Raw genomic sequence first — 22,495 nt, 5'->3', positions numbered from 1 at the left:
CCCAATGAGCAAATCGACCGACGGGTACATCGATCAATTGGTGCAGGCCAAGTGGCGCGAGATCGGACTGTCGCTGTCCGACCTTGCGGAAGTGCTGGGAGCAACGCCCCCGCCCCCACAACGGTCGGAGCGCACAAACGGCCGGGATGCGGTTGATATCGAGCGCCTGCGCCAGGTGGCGAGTGCGCTCGGCGTCTCCGTCGATCTCTTCAACGGCCGCGCCACCAGCGCCGCCGCCCGGGCACGGCGGTTGCCTGCGCCGGGCTCGGCATCGTTGCAGTCGCTGCTCGAGTTGCGCCTGCTCCGGTTGTTTCGCGAATTGCACGACGCCGATACGAAACGGATCCTGATCGACCTCACCGCACAGATCGTCAAGCGCCAGGCCGGTCCTCCCGGCGAGGCCGGCTGACGCTATCCCTCGGCGCGCCGGCGCCCCGCCAAGCAGTCGCCGAGATTGGCCGGCAGGCTTGCCGGGGATAGAGCCCGCGCATGGTCGCGATGCAGCCAGCGCCATTGCCGCCGCCGCAAAATCCGTGTCTGTGGCCTCGGCCGGGTCCTCTCACATTCCGGCCCGGCGCGTGAACCCGCCGGGCGGGCCGCGGCGTCATGAACCGGGCCCGACGCATGTCTGCTTCCGAGACCACCTCCCCTGCCGGCTCCGGCAACTGGCTGGCCAACCAACCCTACGTGCTGCTCAGCCTCACGGCGCTGTTCTGGGCCGGCAACGCCATCGTCGGCCGGCTCGCCGCCGGCCATATTGCGCCGGTGACGCTCTCCTTCCTGCGCTGGTCGCTGGCGTTCCTGTTGATCCTCCCTTGGGCCTGGCCGCACCTGAAGCGGGACTGGCCCGCGATCCGCGACCGTCTCGGCCTGATGGTGTTGCTCTCGCTGACGGGAATCGGCGTCTTCAACACCATGCAGTACTGGGCGCTCGAATATACCCAGGCGCTGAACACGCTGCTGTTGCAATCGGCGGCGCCGCTGATCATCGCGGTGTGGTCGCTGGTCCTGCTCGGCGTGCGGCTGACGGTGGCACAGGCCTTCGGCGTCCTGCTGTCCCTTGCGGGCGTGCTGGTGATCATCCTGCACGGCGACCTCACCGCGCTGTCGAAGGTCGAGTTCAACAAGGGCGACCTGATCTTCCTCGCCGGTCTCACGATGTTCGGGATCTATTCGGTGCTGTCGCTGAAGCGGCCGGAGATCCATGGCCTGTCATTCGTCGCCTTCACCTTCGGCTGCGGCGCGGCATGCCTGATACCGCTCCTGATCTGGGAATTGCTGGCGCGACCGGTGATGCAGCTTAACGTCGGCAATGTGCTCTCACTGATCTATGTCGCGGTGTTTCCCTCGACGCTGGCCTATCTCTGCTTCAACCGCGGCGTCCAGTTGATCGGCGCCAACCGCACGGCGCCGTTCTTCCATGTGGTGCCGGTGTTCGGCACTGTGCTCTCGATCATCTTCCTTGGCGAGCATCCGCAACTGTTCCACTTCATCGGCTTTGCGCTGGTGCTGTCAGGCGTGTTCGTCGCCTCGCGCAAGCCGAAGCCGGCCTAGAGCTTCGGTTCTGACTGAATCAGAACCGAAGCTGTTCTTGGCGCGATCGGGCGAAATCAGCCCTTGCGCATTTTGCTCAGCAGATAGTTGTCGTAGTAGTTTTCCGCGATCTGCGTGTAGAAGAGCACGTCCTTCATATACGCGTCGTGGCTCTCTTTTGTTTTCTTGAAGAGCGGGCTCTTCTCGGCAAGCTCGTTCAGATGATCCTGGGTGGCTTTGTAGCTCGCCTCCATGACCGGCTGCGGGAACGCGCGCAGCTCCGCCCCACCAGCGACAAGCCGCTTCAGGGCCGCAGGGTTCACGCTGTCGTATTTCTCGAGCATCCAGGCGCCTGCCGCCGAGCCGGCCTGGGTGAGGATCGACTGGTATTGCTTGGGAAGCGCATTCCACTTCTCGTCGTTGACGATCATGTGCAGCATGGCTCCGCCTTCCCACCAGCCGGGGAAGTAATAGTACTTCGCCACCTTGTAGAAGCCGAGCTTCTCATCATCATAGGGTCCGACGAACTCCGCGGCGTCGATCGATCCCTTTTCGAGCGCTGAATACACATCGCCCCCCGCCAGTTGCTGCGGCACGACGCCGAGCCTTGCGAGCACATGACCGCCCATGCCCGCGATCCGGAACTTGAGGCCGTTGAGATCATCGACCGTCTTAATCTCCTTGCGAAACCAGCCGCCCATTTGCGTGCCGGAGTTGCCGCACAGAATGGCATGCACCTTGAAAGGCCTCAGCGCTTCGTCGCAGAGTTCGGCACCGCCGCCGAACGTCCACCAGGAATGTTGATGGCGATGGTTCATGCCAAAAGGCGCGCCCGTCGCGTAAGCAAGCGCCGGCTCCTTGCCGATGTAGAAATAGAGCGGCGTCTGCGCGATCTCGACGGACGCGACGCTCACGGCATCAAGCGCCTGCAGGCCGGGCACGATCTCGCCCGCCGCAAACGTCTGGATCTGAAACTTGTTGTCGGTGGCCTCCGCGACATATTTCGCAAAGGTCTGCGCCGTGCCGTAGATGGTATCGAGCGACTTCGGAAAGCTCGACGTCAAACGCCACTTGATCTCGGGCATCGACTGCGCGATCGCCGGTGCCGCAACCAGCGTCGCCGCGCCGGTCACGGCGCCGCCTTTGAGAAACGTACGGCGTTTCATGATGTCATCACTCCTTCGGATTGCAATTCGATTGGGCACCGCTTCCGCGTCCGGCCCGACGACATAAGGACCTATCGCAAACGCCCGGCCGATGCCAGAGCAGCCTACGACTGACCCCGCCCAAAGCCTTGAGCCTTGGCCATCGCGCCTATGTGAGGCAGCGGGGTTTGCGCTATCCCAGCTCAAAGGTGGTGACGCCGAATACGCGCTCCAATCGCAACGGCGGCACTGCGCCGGTATACATGCGCGCGGTCTCGAACACCGGCGCAAGACCCAGATCTTGCGCCAACGCGACCGCGTCGCGGTTGATGCTGGGAACGTCGAGGAAGATCTCGCCGCCGCCCACGCGGGCCAGCAAAGCCGACAGAACCGCCTCGGCACTGGCACGGTCGTCGGCCACCAGCGGGCCGATCTTGCAGCCCCTCCGGCACGGACGGATCACGCCCCAGCCGGCGAGCCCGCCGTCGCGGACAAGCGCGCAGCCGACATGGTCGGGCGAGCCGATCCAGGCGCGCAGGAATGCGGTGCGCCGAGCCGGAAACACCGTCGCGTCATACGCCTCCACACTCGCCAATGGGACGTCGGCGAGCGGGACGATATTAGCCTGCTGCACATCCGGAGCCGCAACGGTGCCGCCGTAACGGACGTTGGCGTACGCGAATTCGAACCCGGACTTCCTGTAGTTCTCCTGCTGCGCCACCACGCCGTCGAGCCCGATCACACGTCGGCCAGCGTGCGCGATGGCCGCGTTCCATATGCGCAGACCATAGCCACGGCCGCGGAGATCCTTCCGCACGATATAGAAGCCGAGAAAGGCAAAACTCTCGTCGTAATTGACGCAGGAGATCGTCGCGATCGGCGCGCCGTCGAGCTCGCCGATGAAGAAGCCTTCGGGATCGACTGCGGCGAAGCAGGTAGCGTCGGCAAGGCCCGGATTCCAGCCTTCGGCCGCCGCCCAGTCCACGGCGATGGAGATTTCGTCCGGCCGCATCGTCCGGATGCGCAGGCCGTTCGTGGCGGACGATCGTACAGATGGACTCATGAACCGATATCACCACGAGTGAGCTGTTACTGGCAACCGAAGAAACGCCCTCGCGGCGGCGCCCGGGGCTCCCTGGAAAACATCCGCCGTGCCGCACGATCGAGTCAACGGCCGGTGATGGCGGCGAGCATGACAACGCGGGAATGCGTCGGGCGCAAAATCACGAGAACCCTAGAGCGCGATGACTTTTCTTCGAATCGTCATCCCGCTCTAGCTCTTTGTTTGAGCATGATCTCCGCGCAAACGCTTCGCGTTTGTCGCGAGGGAAAACCGGCCTCTACTTTTCCGGATCATGCTCTAGCGGCGGCCGCAATAAGAGATGCCGCCGCCAGCCGACGCACACGCGCCCTTCAACGCGGGCCAACCGGGAGACATCCTGGCGGCAGGAGTTGGCGCCCCTCCATTCAGAACGTCCAGGTCGGGATAATAGAACGAGAATGATCCCGGCTCCTGGATGGCTGCCCTCATGGTCCCGTCCGGATTGAAGTCGTTCCTCGGATTATACCCGGAGTCGCGCCGATTTTTCATATACAGGGCGCTGCTGCTCGCAGCGCCCTGCGCGGGAGCTTGCGCGAATGCCGACGTCGCTGCGGTGGCGGACAGCAGCGCGGCCGCTGCAAGAGCTTTGAATGAAATCATTTTCGTTTCTCCTGCATGGATCGATTGTAGTCCGGCGAGGGACGAGACGAATTGATCCCGCTTCGCGAGGTGAACGTGCGGTCTGGATCGCGAGCTATCTTGAACGGAAGCATGTGCGTTTCTGAAAGGGAGACCGAGATCGGAGCCTCGATATTTCCCGATCACGCAAACGTTTGGCGGTTTGCCATCTGCCTCAATGAGGCAGACACCGCATGGGTTCACAGCAAGGCTGGGCCACTTCCGTAACGGCGAGACGGCGACGGATAGCAGTGATGCGATCGCAGTTTGCCAGCGCCGATGCTCAGCCTCGATGCGGCAGCGTCAAGTGTGCTCGGCGCGCCGCGCAGCGTGCGCAGAAGGTCACGCTTCGTTGAGGGCGCGTGATGAAATATTTCCGAAGGCCGGCCGCTCTTAAGGAGCCGAGCGCTTCCTTGGCTTCTGTCATCATATGGAGAAACCAATGACAAAAATGACCTTCGTGTCGGCCACGCTCATCGCAGCCGCCGTATTCACAACGCAGGCCATGGCTGCACGCAACGATGTCGCGGCGCGGCACGCCACGACCAAGGCCCATAGGGGCGTTATGGACTGTGTGCGGGCTGCAGACGTCGGCGCATTTGCCTCGGATCCCTATATTGTACCCCCCCTGCATGCCCAATACCGCTACTGGCACGTTCCAATAACGACAATGAGTCGGGCTGGCAGACCTCGCCAGCCCGACTGCGTAGGGAGTCTACGCCTGTCGACACTCAAACTTTTCGGCGGCACCGCGGCGCTGCACGCCGCTCTCGCGCGGTTTCGGCAACAGCGCGATCATTCTTTCCCTGCGGGATGCCGCTTGCGAATTTTTTCACTACTCGCCAGGAGTTGATCATACAATCGGTCGATCTCGCGCGCCTGGTTGGGCGTGACATCCTCCTGATGCAAGGCTCTCAGCTCACGCTCGGTTGGCTGGTAATTGCGACCATTGCGAATCGGCCATGGCTCCTTGTGAACGGACGGGGCGTCCTCTGCAGATCCGGTGTTTGCCAGCGCTAACGACGCTACAGCCAATGCGACCCCAAGGAGAATGTTTCTTGACATGGCTCGCTCTCAATCAGCTATCGAGGCTCAGACAGAAGCGCCGTTCATCAGAATGGGAAAACGTTACCGAGCGTGTGAATCAGCCTGCTCGGTAAATTGTTGAGCATGTTGTGACGACCAAGCTCGACGGGCTTGTCATCCCAACAACATGGATGCGAATGGATCATGGGCATTCTTGGCAGGTTGAGCGGCTCGCGGGGCAGAGGTGCAATCCACGTGGCGCACGGGCGCGCTCGAACGAACCAAATATTTGGTAGGGACATCCACTGCGTTAGCTGCAAGCGCAGTGGGAGTGCCGAGCGCGATGGTCCTCACGGCCAACATTGCGTAAGCGAGAACGGCACGTCGTGATTTGTCGGCCATCATTGCGATTCTCCGTGCAGAGGTTTACCAGGAACGAGTGAGCGGACCCCAACAGGCTCGCTCATCTTTCCAGATCGATTTCGTCGCAGCCTTAGTCCAACAAGAGTTTGTGATGGATTTGATCGCCGCTGGGGTCGCTTGCGAAACGCCTCGAGCGCCGCCTTGCCCCGCAGCGGACCTGTGTTGATCTTGATCAACGTTGCTGCCCGGCACCGGTTTTGAGTTCACCCAACGCACGCATCAGAACGACCTTTGCCGTCGCTGGACGCTGAGGCTCGCATGAAGGGCTGCAGCACGCAGCTGCGCCTTTACGGGCCGGTCGAACCTTGGCTCGACAAGAGTTGGCGTCCCGGAGAGATCGAGCCGATGTGAGTGAGCCCCTCGGAAGTGGCCGCTCGGAGCGCCGGGAATTTTGGGTCATGTCCCGCCTTCCAGCCTCCGGTCGACCAGGCTCGATCGGTCGTGTGGCGTATTGACGGCCGCGCCCGGCGTGTTCATCATCCTTGGCAGCGGTCACCTAATGCGTAGTCTGCCAACCCCGTGGAGTGACAGCCATGATGCAGAACCTCGTGGCCGGATGTGTCTTGGTGGCTTTGATTATCATGGGCTTGCTTGCCTTCGCCCAGAAACACGAAGGGTGCTTGCACGGGCGCTCGATCCAGACCTTCAAGCCCTGCGGATCGATCAGCACTACAATGTAGTGCTGGCTGGGGTATTGCCGCCGTATGGCCACCAAGTGGCTCGGCATCGTCAACCCTCCTTCTCTTACTCTTGGCGCTGTTAAGAGATGATCGTGCGATGTCCAGGTGTGGTCGCCCTCATCGTCAAGATATCGCTGATGGCTGTCTTGGCGAACTGGCCCGGCACATCTGCATTCGCGGCGGAGAATCTCTATCGCGCACAGACAATCGTCACCGGACAGGGCGAAGCCAATCGCATCATCGGCTTTGCCGCTTGTCTCGAGGACGTTCTCGTCAAGGTTTCCGGAGCCCTCAAACTCGAGAGCGATCCTCGGCTAGATGCGTACAAATCGCGCGCGGCTGATTTCGTCGGCGCCTATAGCTACCACGACCAGATGTCCGGCAAGCCGAAGCGCGACGAACAGGGCACCCGCGACCGGCCGTACGATTTGATCGTCGATTTCGACGACAACAAGATCAACGATGTTCTCAACTCGCTCGGCGTCAGGCCCTGGCTTTCGCGCCGCCCGATCCTTGGCGTTTTTGTCGAGATGGAGCAGGGCTCAAAACAAGATATCGCCACATCGGATGCAAGGCAGTCCGACCTGCAACGTGACTCGCTTCTCGCCGCCGCCCTGAAGCGGGGCATGATGATCGTGCTGCCCGATGTCGCGGCATTGGCGAAAGCCAATATCAATGCCGCTGAGCTCTTGACGACGGCATCCTCGACATTGGCATCTGTGGTAGCCGAACGGGGTGGCGAAGTCGTTCTAGTCGGACGGCTAAAGTGGGACGAGTCGGAGCTCGGATGGGCGACGGAGTGGCGGATGGACTGGAATGGCCGGACGCACCGATGGCAGCTTCGCGGCGTCACATTTGATGAAGCCTTCCGCCGCGGCATCGGCGGCGCGGCCCAGATCCTCTCGGGAAACGGTGATCCGGGATAGGCGGAAGCGACCGGCCACTGCTCAAGACGCCGCTTTTTGACCGCCAGCGGAACAATCGGCGCAATGACGTTGGCCGTCTGATCTGTGCGGCATTTCACTCTCAATCGATGTAATCTGCGGTAATCCAACCTGGGGCCCTGACGAGCCCGGATACAAAGTTCATTTTCCTTTCGGAGGCGCGGCGAATGGGCCGGCTGCCTCGCAAGTGCGGCGTTCCGATCGATAGTGGCATGGCGAGCGCACACCTTTTGTCCCGTTGCCGCGCGGGAACACAGGTCGGCCGGCAAGGCCATGATTGACAGCAGCTTAGCCTGGAGGCGACGTGCAGGAGATTGCCCAGTGGCTTGATCGACTTGGTCTCGGGCAATACGCGCAGCGTTTTGCCGACCATGCGATTGACGTGTCCGTTCTGCCCCACCTGACGGACGACGACCTGAAGGACATCGCAATTCCGCTCGGGCACCGGCGGAAAATCCTTGCAGCCATCAGCGAGCCGCCAGCCTCCACGCAGGCTGCACCCGAGCGCGCCGTAGCCTCGGTGGAACCGAAGGCGCCCGACACGGCGGAGCGCCGTCAGGTCACCGTGATGTTCGTCGACCTCGTGGGCTCGACGGAACTTTCGACGCGCATGGATCCGGAGGATTTGCGAGACATCATTTCAACCTACCAGAAATGTGTCACGAAGACCGTGCGACGCTTCGACGGCTTCGTGGCGAAATATATGGGCGACGGCGCTCTCATCTATTTCGGCTATCCGGAGGCGCACGAGGATGATCCGGAGCGTGCGGTCCGGGCCGGGCTGGAGCTGATCTCGGCGATTTCCGCCCTCAAGGCTCCGGTCGTTCTGCAAATCCGCATCGGGATTGCGACCGGGGTGGTGATCGTGGGAGATCTCAGCGGGTCGGGCAACGCTCAGGAGCGCGGCATTGTCGGTGAAACTCCAAACCTGGCCGCGCGGCTGCAACAGGCTGCGTCACCCAACATGGTGGTCATTGCTGACGGCACCCGGAGGCTGCTCGGAAATCTGTTCGAGCTGCAGGATCTCGGGACAAGAGACCTCAAGGGTATCCAGGGCGATGTGCGCGTTTGGGCGGCACTGCGATCCAGCTCGGTGGCGAGCCGCTTTGAGGCACTGCACGCGGGTGCCCTGACGCCGCTGGTGGGGCGGGAAGAAGAACTCGAGTTGCTGCTTCGGCGCTGGTCAAGAGCGAAGGCCGGCGAAGGTCAGGTGGTGCTGATTTCCGGCGAAGCGGGGATCGGCAAATCACGGCTCACCTTCGGACTGTTGCAGCAACTTGCGCTCGAGCCGCACATACGCCTGCGTTACGTCTGTTCGCCGCAACACACCGACAGCGCGCTTCATCCGATCATCAGCCAGTTGATGCGCGTCGCCGCATTGGAAGACGATGACGGCCCGCAATCGAAACTGGACAAGCTCGACGCGCTGCTGGCGCAGAGCTCGACGCCGCCTGAGGATGCATCCCTGATCGCCGAATTGCTGTCGCTGCCCAACGATGGGCGCTACCCTCCGGTCGAAGTCGAGCCGCAGCTCCGTCGTGAGAAAACGCTGGCAGCTCTCTGTTCGCAGCTCGAGGCGCTGGCGCGGATCAGTCCGGTGCTGATGATTGTCGAAGATGCGCATTGGACCGATCCAACCAGCCTCGAATTGTTTGCCCGGGTGGTGGATCTGGTCGCCGGACACCGGCTCTTGATGCTCGTCACTTTCAGGCCGGAATTCAGCCCGCCCTGGATCGGACGGTCGCATGTGGCTGCGCTTACGCTCAATCGGCTGACGCGGCGCGACATCGATTCCCTCATCAAGGAAGTCGTCGGCATCTGGTCGCTGCCGACAGGCATCCGCCAGGACATCATCGAGCGCAGCGACGGCGTTCCGCTGTTCGCGGAGGAAATGACCAAGGCGGTGCTGGATGCGGAGGGCGAGAACGAAGCGCAGCGGACCGCCGCAGCAAAGCCAAAGTCGGTGGTGCCGGTCCCGGCCAGCCTGCAGGCCTCGTTGATGTCGCGGCTCGACCGGCTCGGCTCGGCGAAAGATATAGCGCAGGTTGGCGCGGCAATCGGCCGGGAATTCCCCCACATGTTGCTGGCCGCGGTGGTGCGAAAGCCGCCGGCGGAATTGGCCGGCGCGCTCGACCGGCTGGTAGGCGCGGGTTTGCTGTTTCGGCAGGGCATCCCGCCGCATGCGAGCTATCTGTTCAAGCATGCGCTGGTGCAGGACGCAGCCTACAGCACGCTATTGCGCGAGCCACGGCGCGTGCTGCATGCGCGCATCGCCGAAGTGCTCGAGAGAGAGTTTCCCGAAATCGCCGAAAGCCAGCCCGAGTTGCTGGCGCGTCATTACATGAATGCCGACCTGATCGAAAAGTCCGCGTTCCTGTGGGGCAAGGCGGGACAACGCTCACAGGAGCGCTCGGCACTGGCCGAAGCCGCAGAACAACTTACCCACGCCCTGGCGCAGATCGCGACCTTGCCCAGCACGCCCGATCTGCGGCGCGAGCAGATCATTTGGCAAACCGCGCTCGTGAACACGCTCATGCACGTCAAGGGATATAGCGCGTCCGAAACCAAGGCTGCCGTGGCTCAGGTGAGAGCGCTGATCGAGCAGGCGGAACAGCTCGGAGAATCTCCCGACGACGCCTCATTGCTGCTTTCGGCGCTGTTCGGGCAATGGCTCGTCAATTTCATCAGCTTTGACGGCGAGGCTGCGCGGGAGCTCGCCGCGCGGTTTCTTGCTCTCGGTGAGAAGGACGGGACGACGGTACCGCTCATGGTCGGACACCGCACCATGGGGAGTACGCTCGCGTTCATGGGGGACCAGGTCAAGGCTCTGGCGCACTACAACGAGGCGCTGGCGCTTTACCGTCCGGCCGAGCACCGGCGATTGATGACGCGCTTCGGCCAGGACCTCCGGATGACGTGCCTGGGCTTTCGTTCAATGGCGTTGTGGCAGCTCGGCTATCCCGATGCTGCGCTCAGGGATGCAGACTGCGCGCTGATGGAAGCGCGCCAGATTGAACATGCCGCCACTTTGATGTTCACGCTGAACTTCCCGATTCTTGTGAACACCTATTGCGGAAATTATGACGCGGCAAACGAGTATCTCAAGGAACTTGCCATCCTGGCGGAGGAGAAGCGCGCGCCATTCCGAAAGGCAGAAGGGGTATTGCGGCGAGGCTATGTCCTTACCCTCATGGGACGAGCCACGGAGGCAGTCGAGACGGTCACGTTAGGCATCGATTTGTGGCGATCGGCCGGATCGACCATATTCACGCCGGAGCACCAGTTCATGCTGGCAATCGCGCATGCGGATTCGGGCCAATTCGACGATGCCTGGCGCTGCATCGACAAGGCAATGGCGGCGATGCAAGCCACCAAGGAAAAGTGGTGCGAGGCTGAGGCGCATCGCGTTGCCGGCGAAATCGCGCTCAAATCGCCGCAGCGTGACGTGGCGAAAGCGAAAGCATATTTCGAGCGATCCCTCACTCTTGCGCGCGCACAGCAGGCCAAGTCGTGGGAATTGCGCGCAGCCATGAGCCTGGCACGGCTTTTGGCTGAGCAGGGCAAGAGAGAAACGGCCCACGACCTTCTCGCCCCGGTCTACGATTGGTTCACCGAAGGTTTTGACACACGCGACTTGCGCAACGCCAGAGCCTTGCTTGGCGAGCTTCATTGACAGCCTTCATTGAGAGCCCTGCCGCAACGAAGCTTCGCCCTTTTCAACCTCGCGAAGGGCTGAGCTATTCGGCAGCCATTTGGGACAGTTCAAGCTGAACGAGCCGCTCGACGGTCGGCTCCTGGAGAGCGCTTGGCGGCTTCAGCAATTGCTGAACCTCTGCGAGCAGCCGGTGAACGGCAGGATCGCGCATCGCGGCCCGAAGCAGGGCTCCGTTATATTGGAGCCGGCTCTCGAAATCCGCCGGGCGTTCGCCGCGTGTCTCGGGATAAACCAGATCCGGGATCGCCGACATGTTCCAGGGACCCTCGACCAACGGCAGGCTTTCGGAAAAGAACGCCAGCGCCAGGCCGGCAAGCGGATCGGCCTTGGTCGCGCGCCCCTGCAGAAGCTGCTTCAGAAGCCGAGCTTCCTGCGCTGCCGCGCTCATGCCCTGGCCATAGACGGGATTGAAGCGGCAGATCGAATCACCGATCGGCAGCAGGCCGCGCGGGAATGCGCTCAGCCGGTCGAAACGACGCCATACGCTGGCTGGGAAGGCATAGCGCTCGAATCCGCCCTGCCGCTCGGCGTGCGCAATGGCGTTGTAGACCGTCTGCGTCTCTAGTCGCCTGGCATAATCCATGAAGCCGTCCGGCTCAGCCGGCGGCTGTTCGCCGAGCTGTCCCGAGAGCGTCACGACCCAGCGGTTGCCTTCGATCGGCATCAGATAGCCGCCGCGGCTGCGTTCCGGCGCGTGGGGATGAGTGGCGACGCCTCCCCAATCGGTGGATGCATCCTGGGGAATGGCGAAGGTGGTCGTCGTATAATGGAGATCGACACCAATGACGATTTCATCAGGCACCGGCTGCCTGGTCGAACGGAGCAGCGCCAAGGTTGGCGCAGCGCGTCCGGAAGCGTCGACAACGAGATCGGCTGCGAGGGTTTCCTGCCGCCCATCAGCATCTTCACATATGACGCCTGTGACCATGGTGCCATCTGATGTAGCGGCGATCTCGAGCACCCGGCATCTCGGCCGGATCGTCAGATTAGTCAGCCTCTCGGCCTGTCGGCGCGTGATCAGCTCTATCAGCGGACGGGATGCGCAATAGAGGAACCAGCCGAAATCACGCGACGGGAGTGGACCGAGACGCGGGATCTCCATACGCACGTCGCGTGACATTCGAAGCGGCACCGCGCCCGCATTTGCCAGATCCCGCTCGAAATGCGGAAACAGATCGGTCAGCGCCCGCTGGCCGCCTGGCAGCAAAACGTGCAGATGCCGGGATTGCGGCGTGCCCGCTCGCGGCACTGCCTGTTCAGGCAGGCGGTCGCGCTCAAGCACGATCACCCGTTCGAAGTTGTCGGCCAGCGCACGCGCTGCGGCCAAACCAGCCATGCTCGCACCGATCACTACGGCCTGTTTACCGATCGCTCTGCCTACCATCGCAGTCTCTCCTCATTCGCGCAGCGGTGTCGCATCATGAGGAGACGAACGGGTTACAGCGTGATTTCAGCGCGGAAGAAGCGCGTTACGATCGTAGTGCCGCGAGGCGATGACCGCCTGATCCGGGCACAAAGTGTTCATCCGGGATTGCTCTACCCCGCGAGCACCAGATCGCTCGCCTTCTCGGCGACTGCGATTGCGGCGGCATTGGTCATCGCCTGCGGGATCCCGGGGAACACCGAAGCATCGATGACGCGCAGGCCCGCCACGCCTTTCACGCGCAAAGCCTCGTCGACGACGGCGCCGATGCGGCACGTGCCGACCGGGTGATGGAATGAATCTGTCGCGTGAAGAATGAACTTGCGTATCTCGCCGGCGGTCTTTGCCTCGGTCCCCGGATAGACTTCGCGGGCGCGCCAGTCGGCAAAGGCAGCACCGGCACCGATCTCGCGGGCGAGAGAAACGCCCTCGACAAGAAGGTCCATGTCGGCGGGCTCGGAGAGATAGTTCGGATCAATCAGAGCAGGAGCCCGTGGATTGCCGGAGGCGAGTTTCACGCTGCCGCGGCTGCGGGGCCGCATCAGGCAGGAAACGAGCACGTAAGCCGGTGGAGGCAGCGGGCCCACGCTCGGCAGGACGAACGGCAAGGACAGGCACATCACAAGGTGCTCCGGGCTGTCATCTGGGTCGGTGCCCGGCACGTAGAGGACAGCGTCGGCATGGTTGTAGTGCGAGCGCGGCACCTCGCGCCGTGCGGCGTACGCCACGCCCGCGACCAATGGATGGTCCTCGAGATGGCGGCCGACATCCGGCAGGTCCACGACAACGGGAATGCCGAACGATCGGAGCTGGTCGGCCGGGCCGATTCCCGACAGCATCAAAAGGCGTGGCGAATCGATCGCACCGGCACAACGCAGCACCTCGCTCGCGGCCCGCAAGATGCGTTCGGCGAGCCGCACACCGATGCACCGTCCACCTTCGATCGCGAGGCCCAGCACGTCCGTGTCGACCAGCAGATCGACGCTCACGTCTTCGAGACTTCCGAGATACGCCGTCGCCGCATCGTGGCGAGCGCCGTCCTTGATACTGAGTTGATTCCAGCCGACGCCGGTCGTGACCTCCCCTCCGATATCCGATGACATCGGGTATCCGAGGTCTTGTGACGCCGTGACGAAGGCGGATGCCACCGGATTGCGATCCCCGACATCAGCGAGCGACAGGACGTGGAGAGGACCACTGCCTCCCCGCCATGCACTGGCACCGCCGGAAAAAGTCTCGGCGCGCTTGAAGTATGGCAAAAGGTCCGCCGCGCGCCACCCGGCGGGCCAGCGGTCATAGGCAGCCGGGTGGCCGCGCTGATAGGCCAGAGCATTGATCGTACTGGAGCCGCCCACGACCCTGCCGCGTGGACAGCGGATGATGCGGCCTCCCAACCCCGGTTGTGGGGTCGTCAAATAACGCCAGTCAAGCTCGCTGCCCTGCAGCTTGGGCCATTCCTGCGGATCCCTGACCGCTGCCAGCTTCGTTTCTCCGCCGGCCTCGACGAGGAGCACCCGTCGTCCAGCGACAGCGAGTCGATGCGCCATGGCGCAACCGGACGAGCCTGCACCGACAATGATGTGGTCGTAGGACGAAGCGAGCTGCTCAGGCGAATGCAATACGCGGACGCCGGATGCGGGCCCTGCCCCGGCGCCTGCAGAACGAGCCAGGCTCGACAGCGCGAGGCCGCCGCCGACCGTTGCCGCCAGGGCGTCGCGGCGATTGAGTTGCCGGCTCGTGACGCCGCCGCCGCGATCTCCTGAGATCATGCTGGACATTGGTCTCCCCCGCCTGCTGCCCGTCGGCTTGTACAGCTCGCTTCCTTGCACCAATCTTTTTACGCTTTTCTTGCCTCTCGGTACAAAGTGGTTACGGAACATCACGACGATCTTGCCGAATTGTTCGCTCGCCGCGGTGACTGGCCGCCGCAAATCCGCTATTTTTGCAGCCCATTTCGAAGGTCGAAACATGGTGCGCGCCAGCAATGTAATGATCGGGACGTTGGCGCTGGCGTTGATCGCCGGCGCGCTGAGCGGCTGGCTCGGTTACCGCAAATATGCCGGAATCCAGCGGCAGGTGCCGCTCCGGGTGATCTTCGAGGGTTCGGCCTCGGGTCTGCGCCGCGGCGGCAGCGTGAATTTCGCCGGCGTGCGCATCGGCGAGGTGGAGTGGATCAGGCTCGACCGTCACCGCGTGATCGCGATGACACGGATCGACAAAACGGCGCCGATCAAGAAGGACACCCAGGTCGGCCTCGAATTCCAGGGCCTGACCGGCATTGCCGCGATCTCCTTCACCGGCGGCACCGACGAGGCGCCGCTTCCGCCGACCGGCGCCGACGGCATTCCGGAATTGACCGCCGATCCCCTGGGGACGATGGGCATCCAGGAAAAGATCCGTGCCGTATTGCGCAATGTCGACACGGTCATCGACGACAATGAGGATGCGATCAAGGACACGCTGCGGCGGTTCGAGACCTTCACCGCCTCGCTGTCGAGCAATGGCGAGAAGATCAGCAGCGTCATCAGCACCGCCGAGGCGGGCGTCAGTGCCGTCGACGACGGCATGAGCCGCACCGAAGCATTCCTGAAGAGCCTCGGCAGCGACAAATATGGCGGCGAATTGCTGCCGACCGTGATCTCGCTGCGCGAACTGATCGAGAGCTTCGACAAGAAGTCCGGCGCGCTGATGGCCGACACGAGGAAGATGCTCGGCGATATCAGCCAGTCCGTGAACCAGGCGAACCGGAAATTTGGCGGAACCGGCGGCGGGCGCTAACGTAGCGCGACCATAACAAATACGGAAACGCCCGCTGTGCACGACAAGACGATCAGCCCGCCCGCGCCGCCGCCCACGGTAACCCGCGCCCAGAGCGCCGTGCCGCGGCATCTGCGGCGCTATCTCACGCTTGACGATTTCGAGCCGGCCGCACGCCGGCTGCTGCCGAAATTCCTGTTCGGCTATATCGACGGCGGCGCCGAGACCGATGCGGCCAAGCGCGACAACCGCAGGGCTTTCGAGGAATACGGCTTCGTGCCGCGCGTGCTCAAGGATGTCTCCGGCCGCGACCAGACCACGACCTTGTTCGGCAAGACCTACGCCGCGCCGTTCGGAATTCCGCCGATGGGTTCGTCCGCGCTCTGCGCCTATCGCGGCGACATCGTGCTGGCGCGGGCGGCTGCCGCGACGAACGTGCCGATGATCCTGTCCGCCTCCTCGCTGATCACGCTGGAGGACGTCCGCCGCGAGAACGAGGCCGCGTGGTACCAGGCCTATCTCGCCGGCGTCGATGCACGCATCGAGCCTCTGGTCGACCGCGTGGCTGCGGCCGGCTACGACACCTTCGTCGTCACCGCCGACGTGCCGGTGGCGCCCAACCGCGAGAACAACATCCGCAACGGCTTCCAGGTGCCGCTTGCGATCACGCCGCGGGTGTTCTGGGACACGATCACGCATCCGGATTGGCTGCTCAACACCTGGGCGCGCACGGTTCTCAATCACGGCATGCCGCATTTCGAGAACATGGACGCGCAGCGCGGCCCGCCGGTGCTCTCAAAGAACCTGATCCGCAATATCGGCGCGCGCGACCAGCTCGCCTGGAAGCATGTCGAGCTGATCCGCAAGCGCTGGAATGGCAAGCTGGTGGTCAAGGGCCTAGTGTCGCCGGAGGATGCGCGGATCGCGCGCGAAAGCGGCGTCGACGGAGTGATGCTGTCCAACCACGGCGGCCGCCAACTCGACTACACGGTCTCCGCACTGCGCACGCTGCCGGAGATCGCCGCGAAGGCAAACGGCATGACCGTGATGGTCGACGGCGGCATCCGCCGCGGCACCGACATCATCAAGGCCCTGGCGCTGGGCGCCGACTTCGTGTGGGTCGGACGACCGTTCCTGTATGCCGCGGTCGCCGCCGGCGAAGCGGGCGTGACACGCGCCATCACATTGTTACGCGACGAAATCGACCGCGATCTCGCGCTGCTCGGCATCCGCAGTCTCAGTGAGATCACGCCGGACCTGGTGCGGAAGTTTTGAGATCGCTTCTCCCTCTCCCCGTTCTTACGGGGAGAGGGTTGGGGTGAGGGGCTCTCTCCGCAAGCACGGAAATAGACGAACTCGCGGAGGCTCCCCCTCACCCGGAATTCAAGCTGCGCTTGAATTCCGGCCTCTCCCCGTACGCGGGGCGAGGCAATCCGAGCTCGCCGCTCGGCCCTACCCCATCCTGAACTTGCTGTAGGCCTCGCTGGTCGCGACGATCACGTGCTCGGCGCAGGCGTTGCGGCGGTGAGGGTCGCAGAGGGTTTCGTACTCGGCCGACGTCATCATGTCGATGAAGGCCGCGACGGCGGGGTAATAGACCAGCGCCAGATAGTCCCACCGGTTGCCGTCTGGCCGGCCGAGCGCGACCGCCTTGGCGTTGCCGGTCCAGAGCAGCGTGCCGCCGCGCGCCTTGATCATCGGCACCGTGAGCGCGCTGTAGCGCAGATAGGCGTCCCAGCCCGAGCCGTCGCCATCGAGCGAGCGCTCGCGGAAGCGCATCAGGTTCATCATCACGACCGGCTCCTGCGGCTGCATCGCCTTGAGGCCTTCGACGTTCAAGAGGTCCACGCCCATCCGTCTCTCCGATGATTCCTTGTGCAGTTCAGCATCGCATATGTCGCCTCCATGACGCGCCAGCGGCAGCGCGCATGGCTGCTCTCTTCCGGAGCGTCTTGTCGCACGCGGAGAATCCGGCAAAAAGGTCCCGCAGCATGACCGATCTCCGCGCCTTGCCGTCCGCTCCCGCTCCCGTACGCCGCTCCGCGATCGCCTGGCTCAACAACCAGCCCTATCTGCTGCTCAGCCTGACCTCGCTGTTCTGGGCCGGCAATATCGTGATCGCGCGCTATGTCGGCAATCACGTGCCGCCGCTGACGCTGTCCTGCCTGCGCTGGCTCGGCACCAGCCTGATCCTGCTGCCCTTTGCCTGGCCGCATCTGCGGCGTGACTGGCCGGCGCTGCGTGCCAGCCTGCCGCTATTGCTGCTGCTCTCATTGACCGGCTTCGCCTTCAACAATGCGATCTCCTATTGGGGGCTGCAATACACCGAGGCCCTCAACGCGCTGTTGATCCAGTCGGCGGGGCCGCTGTTCGTTGCGCTGTGGGCGCTGGTGCTGTTCGGCGTGCGGCTGACCGGCGCGCAGCTCGCCGGCATCACCCTCTCGCTGGCCGGTGTGCTCACCATCATTCTGCGCGGCGATCTCGGCGCGCTCGCCTCCATCAGCTTCAATCGCGGCGATGTGATGCTCGCCTCCGCGCTATTGTCGTTCGGACTTTACTCCGCGCTGATGATGCGGCGCCCGGTGACGCATCAGCTCTCGCTGATCACGTTCACCACCGGCTGCGGCGCCTTGATGCTGGTGCCCGGCTCGATCTGGGAATATCTGACCGGCGCCACGCTCAAGTTCGACGCGCTGACGCTGGGAACGCTGGCCTATGTCCTGATCTTCCCGTCGGCAATGGCCTATCTGTTCTTCAACCGCGGCATCGCGCTGATCGGACCGAACCGGGCCGCGCCGTTCTTCCATTTGGTGCCGGTATTCGGCTCGGCGATGGCGATCTTCCTGCTCGGCGAGGCGCTGCAGCCGTTTCACCTGATCGGCTACGCGCTGGTGCTGGCCGGCGTCGTGATCGCCTCACGACGAGGCTCGGCCAAACGGTGAATGCGGCGCGGCAACGCCTTCCGCTTTCAGCCGCGACCGAGTAGTTTCCCCGGCAACCAACTGCCATAAACCCAGCGGAGGAAAGCACGATATGATCTCGGGACTGAAACACCATTGGCGCATCGCGGCAGCAGCATCCGTGGGGCTCGCGCTGCTATCCGGCGCGGCGACGGCGCAGGCGCCGGGCTACCCGAACCGCAACATCACGCTGGTGCTACCGTTTGCGGCCGGTAGCGGCACCGACACCACGACGCGCCTGATCTCGAAGGAGGTCGGCACTGCGCTCGGCGTCACCATGGTGGTCGACAACAAGGCGGGCGCCAACGGCTCGATCGCGGCAAGCTACGTCGCCCGCTCCGCGCCTGACGGCTACACCCTGTTCGTGACGACCAACACGACGCATTCGGCCAATCCTTTCCTGCTCAAGACCATGAGCTACGACCCGGTCAAGGACTTCACGCCGATCGCGCGCACCGGCGACTTGCCATTCATGCTGGTGATCAATCCGGACATCCCGGCAAATTCGGTGGCCGAATTGATCGCGCTCGCCAAGAAGGAGCCCGGCAAATACTCCTACGCCAGCGGCAGTTCGTCAGCGATCGTGTCGGGCGCGACCTTTGCCCGCCTCGCCGGCATCGATCTCTTGCACGTCCCCTACAAGAGCTCGCCGCCCGCGCTCACCGACGTCATCGCCGGCCGCGTCTCCATGATGTTCGTCGACGTCCCGACCGGGCTGCCGCATGTCAACGCCAAGGCGCTGAAGGCGCTGGCCGTCACCACCAAGCGGCGCTCGGCGCTGTTGCCGGAGCTGCCGACCATGGATGACACGGTGAAGGGCTTCGACATCACCTCATGGCAGGGCTATCTCGGCCCGGCCAACATGCCCAAGGACATCGTGGTCAAGCTGAACGCCGAGATCCGCAAGGTCGTCGAGCGTCCGGACATCAAGAGCCAGCTCGCCGAACGCGGCATGGAAGCATTTTCGGGCACGCCGGAGGAATTCGACGCATTCCTGAAAGAACAGCTCGTGCTCTGGGAGCGGCTGATCACAGACGCCGGGATCGAGAAGCAGTGAGCTTTAAGCCGCGCTCCTGATGTTCTGCGTCATGGCCGGGCTTGTCCCGGCCATCCACGTACTTGCGGAGGCAGTCAAAGACGTGGATGCCCGGGACAAGCCCGGGCATGACGGTGAGTGCGCTACGCCGCCCGCACCTTGGCCAGGAACTGATCGACGGCGTTGCGGAGCATTCCGGACTGGGTGTCGAGCTCGCGGGCGTTCGACAGCACGTCGGAAGCCGCGGTGCCGGTGGCGGCGGCGGCCGTGGTGACGCCGCCGATATGGGTGGAGATCTCGCTGGAGCCTGCCGCGACCTGCTGGATATTGCGCGCGATCTCACGCGTCGCATCGCCCTGCTGGTCGACCGAGGTCGAAATGCTGGCGGTGATCTCGCTCATCTGGGCGATCGTCTCGCTGATGCCGCCGATCGAGGCGACCGCCTCCGTGGTCGAGGCCTGCATTGCGGCGACCTGGGCGGAGATCTCCTCGGTCGCTTTCGCGGTCTGGTTGGCGAGCGCCTTCACTTCGGAGGCGACCACCGCAAAGCCGCGGCCGGATTCGCCGGCGCGCGCGGCTTCGATGGTGGCGTTGAGCGCGAGCAGGTTGGTCTGCGCGGCGATCGAGTGGATCAGCTTCACCACCTCGCCGATCTTTTCCGCGCCGGTGGAAAGCGCCTGCACGGTGGCGTTGGTGCGCTCGGCATCGCCCACCGCCTTGCTCGCGATCTCGCTGGACCGCGCGACCTGGCGCGAGATCTCGGTCACCGAGCTCGACAGTTCCTCGGCCGCGGCAGCCACGGTGCCGACATTGTTCGAGGCGCTTTCGGACGCCGCGCTGACGGTCGCAGCCCGCGCGCTGGCGTCGCTCGCGGTCGCCGTCATCGATTGCGCCGTGGTCTGCATGCCGGCCGCGGCGGTCGCGACCGAACGGACCACGCCGGTGATGCTGCGTTCGAAATCGTTGGCGATATTCTCCATCGCGGCACGGCGTTCGGCCGTAGCGCGGGCCTGCGTCTCCGCCTCCGCCTGCTCGAGGCCGCGGATGCGAACCGCATTGTCCTTGAATATCTGCACGGTCGCCGCCATGGCGCCGACCTCGTCGCCCCGGCCGACGCCGGGAATATCGCCATCGAGCTTGCCGTCGGCGAGTTCCCGCATCCTTGTGCCGAGCTGGCCGAGCGGCCTGGTGATGCTGCGGCCGATCAGCCAGGCGATCGAGCCGGAGATGATGGCGATGCCGAGGATCGAGAGGCCGAGCAGCCAGGCGATCGGCGCCAGCTTGGCATCGATATCGTCGATATAGGCTCCGGTGCCGAGATACATGTCGAAGCCGGGAACGGCGACGGCATAGCCGATCTTGCGGATCGGCTTCTGCTCGCCGGGCCGCACATATTCATAGGTGAGGAGGATTTCGCCCTTCGCCTTCACGCCATCCATCAATTCGCGGGACAGCCTGCGGCCGTTGGTGACCACGTCCATCCGGTTGGTGCCGATCTGCTTGGGATCGGGCGCAAGGACGGTGATGCCGTCATAGGAGGTGCCGAACAAATAGCCGGAGCCGTTGTCATAGGTCATGGAATTGCCGCGCTTGCCGAGCTCGGCGAGCGCCGCCTCCTTGGTCATCCGCCCGGCATCGACCTCTTTCTTGAGGCCGGCCGCCATGTTCACGGCCATCTCGACCATCGCCTTGGTCTGATCGATGCGCGCCTTCATCATTTCGCGCTGCATCAGATGGCCCGCAAGGACGCCGGCGGCGCAGAGGCCAAGGATGGTCACCCCCACTAAAATGCCGAGTTTGGGCGTGATCTTGAGGTTGGTCAGCTTCACAGGGCGTCTCCGGGAATGGCGCGCTTGCATGTTTGGCGGATTGATTCGGCCTACCCTAATGTGAGAGCCTTTAGCGTCCGGTTACGAAACCTCTCCGTAAAAGCCCGGGAACGCCGCGCTCAAGGCAACCTGGAACGGGGCGGGGCGCTTCGCCCCGCGAAGGCGCGGCAGCGACGACTTGTCGCGGCCGGATGACGGCAGAACGACCAACAACCAAAGAAGAAAATCGGGAGCAGGAGATGTCGAAGTTCAGGGTGGTGACGCCGAAGGGCGCAAGCTTCACGGTGGCCGGCGGCGGCTACGACTATGAGAAGGAAGCGCTCGATCCGATCGGCGCCGAGATCATCGAGGCTCCCGCCAACGAGGCGGAATTCATCGCAGCCGCCAAGACCGCCGACGCGATCTACGCCAAGGGCATGCCGATCACCAAGGCGGTCATCGATGCGCTCGAGAACTGCAAGGTGATCACGCTCGGCAGCGTCGGCGTCGACAGCGTCGACGTCAAGGCGGCAACGGCCCGCGGCATCCCCGTCACCAACATTCCCGACACCTTCATCGAGGAAGTCGCCGATCACGCCATGATGCTCTTGCTTGCCGGCTTCCGCCGCCTGGTCGAGCAGGACAAGATGGTGCGCGAAGGACGCTGGACCGAAGGACGCCCGGCGCTCCTGAAAATTCCGCGCCTGATGGGACAGACGCTCGGCTTCATCTCGTTCGGACGCGTGGCACGCGCGGTGGCGAAGCGCGCCGCGCCTTTCGGCCTGCGGATGATCGCCTACGATCCGTTCATCCAGGAGACCCTGATGTCGGAACACAACGTGCTGCCGGCGACGCTGTCGGAGGTGCTGTCGCAATCCGACTTCGTCTCGATGCACGCGCCGGCGCGGCCCGAGGTGCATCACATGCTCACCGAGAAGCATTTCCGGCAGATGAAGAAGAGCGCGATCTTCATCAACACCGGACGCGGCGCCACGGTCGACGAGGACGGCCTGATCAAGGCGCTGCAGGAAGGCTGGATCGCGCATGCTGCGCTCGACGTGCTGGAGAAGGAGCCGCCGTCGCACAACAATCCCCTGCTCCGCATGGACAACGTCACGCTGACCGCCCATGTCGCCTCCGCATCTGCACGTTTCGATGAAGCGCGCAAGCGGCGCGTGGGCTACGAATTGTCACTGGTGCTTTCCGGGCTGTGGCCGGTAAGCTGCGTCAATCCGTCGGTGCTGCAGAACACCTCGCTCCGGCGCTGGCAGCCTGTCAGCATGGATCGCGGCCCGAACAGCTAGCCGGCGGGGAACGCACGTTTC

The 22,495-nt window shown here is 63.7% G+C and carries 18 protein-coding genes; 10 read left to right on the top strand and 8 right to left on the bottom strand.

The genetic code is table 11. From position 1 onward, the window contains the following. Positions 1-4 precede the first annotated feature (4 nt). Both AC5ZGW_RS16745 and AC5ZGW_RS16740 read left to right on the top strand, forming a co-directional pair. A complete protein-coding gene (locus tag AC5ZGW_RS16745) occupies positions 5-409 on the top strand; it encodes a helix-turn-helix domain-containing protein (RefSeq protein ID WP_130227391.1) in 405 nt (134 codons plus the stop codon). A gap of 215 nt (positions 410-624) precedes the next feature. Next, positions 625-1,554, top strand: a complete 930-nt coding sequence (locus AC5ZGW_RS16740) for a DMT family transporter (protein WP_130227392.1) — start codon at positions 625-627, stop codon at positions 1,552-1,554. Positions 1,555-1,610: 56 nt separating this feature from the next. On the opposite strand, the gene AC5ZGW_RS16735 is transcribed toward AC5ZGW_RS16740, so the two are convergent. The 4 genes from AC5ZGW_RS16735 to AC5ZGW_RS16720 form a co-directional block, all read right to left on the bottom strand. Beyond that, positions 1,611-2,699 (bottom strand): TRAP transporter substrate-binding protein, encoded by a 1,089-nt coding sequence (locus AC5ZGW_RS16735; protein ID WP_028163820.1) that lies wholly within the window; start codon positions 2,697-2,699, stop codon positions 1,611-1,613. Positions 2,700-2,871: 172 nt separating this feature from the next. Continuing rightward, the gene (locus tag AC5ZGW_RS16730; RefSeq protein WP_165435322.1) at positions 2,872-3,741 is read right to left on the bottom strand and encodes a GNAT family N-acetyltransferase; all 870 of its coding nucleotides are present in this window, start codon (positions 3,739-3,741) and stop codon (positions 2,872-2,874) included. 297 nt (positions 3,742-4,038) lie between these two features. Continuing rightward, positions 4,039-4,380, bottom strand: a complete 342-nt coding sequence (locus AC5ZGW_RS16725) for a hypothetical protein (RefSeq protein WP_496113936.1) — start codon at positions 4,378-4,380, stop codon at positions 4,039-4,041. Positions 4,381-5,193: 813 nt separating this feature from the next. Continuing rightward, positions 5,194-5,463, bottom strand: coding sequence for a hypothetical protein (locus AC5ZGW_RS16720; protein WP_165435323.1), 270 nt, complete (start codon positions 5,461-5,463; stop codon positions 5,194-5,196). Positions 5,464-6,380: 917 nt separating this feature from the next. On the opposite strand from AC5ZGW_RS16720, the gene AC5ZGW_RS16715 reads away from it, so the two are divergent. The 3 genes from AC5ZGW_RS16715 to AC5ZGW_RS16705 all read left to right on the top strand — a co-directional run bounded on the left by AC5ZGW_RS16715 (position 6,381) and on the right by AC5ZGW_RS16705 (position 11,144). Then, positions 6,381-6,527 (top strand): hypothetical protein, encoded by a 147-nt coding sequence (locus AC5ZGW_RS16715; protein ID WP_165435324.1) that lies wholly within the window; start codon positions 6,381-6,383, stop codon positions 6,525-6,527. A gap of 137 nt (positions 6,528-6,664) precedes the next feature. Further along, on the top strand, positions 6,665-7,453 hold the full coding sequence (locus tag AC5ZGW_RS16710) for a DUF2066 domain-containing protein (RefSeq protein ID WP_245474828.1): 789 nt from the start codon (positions 6,665-6,667) through the stop codon (positions 7,451-7,453). 322 nt (positions 7,454-7,775) lie between these two features. Beyond that, positions 7,776-11,144, top strand: coding sequence for an adenylate/guanylate cyclase domain-containing protein (locus AC5ZGW_RS16705; protein ID WP_130227394.1), 3,369 nt, complete (start codon positions 7,776-7,778; stop codon positions 11,142-11,144). 64 nt (positions 11,145-11,208) lie between these two features. On the opposite strand, the gene AC5ZGW_RS16700 is transcribed toward AC5ZGW_RS16705, so the two are convergent. After that, positions 11,209-12,570 carry an FAD-dependent monooxygenase gene (locus AC5ZGW_RS16700; protein ID WP_130227395.1) on the bottom strand — a complete coding sequence of 454 codons (1,362 nt, stop codon included), beginning with the start codon at positions 12,568-12,570 and terminating at the stop codon, positions 11,209-11,211. A gap of 152 nt (positions 12,571-12,722) precedes the next feature. Continuing rightward, positions 12,723-14,387: a GMC family oxidoreductase gene (locus AC5ZGW_RS16695; protein WP_165435325.1), complete on the bottom strand. Its 1,665-nt coding sequence runs from the start codon at positions 14,385-14,387 to the stop codon at positions 12,723-12,725. A 190-nt stretch (positions 14,388-14,577) separates the two neighbouring features. On the opposite strand from AC5ZGW_RS16695, the gene AC5ZGW_RS16690 reads away from it, so the two are divergent. Next, on the top strand, positions 14,578-15,387 hold the full coding sequence (locus AC5ZGW_RS16690; protein ID WP_130227397.1) for an MlaD family protein: 810 nt from the start codon (positions 14,578-14,580) through the stop codon (positions 15,385-15,387). 99 nt (positions 15,388-15,486) lie between these two features. Then, positions 15,487-16,641, top strand: coding sequence for an alpha-hydroxy acid oxidase (locus tag AC5ZGW_RS16685; protein WP_130227413.1), 1,155 nt, complete (start codon positions 15,487-15,489; stop codon positions 16,639-16,641). A 177-nt stretch (positions 16,642-16,818) separates the two neighbouring features. Here AC5ZGW_RS16685 and AC5ZGW_RS16680 read toward each other — a convergent pair whose 3' ends face one another. Further along, the gene (locus AC5ZGW_RS16680; RefSeq protein ID WP_130227398.1) at positions 16,819-17,220 is read right to left on the bottom strand and encodes a DUF1330 domain-containing protein; all 402 of its coding nucleotides are present in this window, start codon (positions 17,218-17,220) and stop codon (positions 16,819-16,821) included. A gap of 137 nt (positions 17,221-17,357) precedes the next feature. Here AC5ZGW_RS16680 and AC5ZGW_RS16675 point away from each other — a divergent pair, with 137 nt between their 5' ends. Continuing rightward, positions 17,358-18,308 carry a DMT family transporter gene (locus AC5ZGW_RS16675; protein ID WP_130227399.1) on the top strand — a complete coding sequence of 317 codons (951 nt, stop codon included), beginning with the start codon at positions 17,358-17,360 and terminating at the stop codon, positions 18,306-18,308. A 91-nt stretch (positions 18,309-18,399) separates the two neighbouring features. Continuing rightward, the gene (locus AC5ZGW_RS16670; protein WP_130227400.1) at positions 18,400-19,383 is read left to right on the top strand and encodes a Bug family tripartite tricarboxylate transporter substrate binding protein; all 984 of its coding nucleotides are present in this window, start codon (positions 18,400-18,402) and stop codon (positions 19,381-19,383) included. Between the two features lie 122 nt (positions 19,384-19,505). Here AC5ZGW_RS16670 and AC5ZGW_RS16665 read toward each other — a convergent pair whose 3' ends face one another. Beyond that, on the bottom strand, positions 19,506-21,191 hold the full coding sequence (locus AC5ZGW_RS16665) for a methyl-accepting chemotaxis protein (protein ID WP_130227401.1): 1,686 nt from the start codon (positions 21,189-21,191) through the stop codon (positions 19,506-19,508). A 239-nt stretch (positions 21,192-21,430) separates the two neighbouring features. Here AC5ZGW_RS16665 and AC5ZGW_RS16660 point away from each other — a divergent pair, with 239 nt between their 5' ends. Further along, on the top strand, positions 21,431-22,474 hold the full coding sequence (locus AC5ZGW_RS16660; RefSeq protein WP_130227402.1) for a C-terminal binding protein: 1,044 nt from the start codon (positions 21,431-21,433) through the stop codon (positions 22,472-22,474). The last annotated feature ends 21 nt before the right edge of the window (positions 22,475-22,495 follow it).

Source organism: Bradyrhizobium sp. Crot121 (assembly GCF_059512385.1).
The sequence above is the reverse complement of the archived record's forward strand: the minus strand, read 5'-3'. Positions and strand labels throughout refer to the sequence as shown.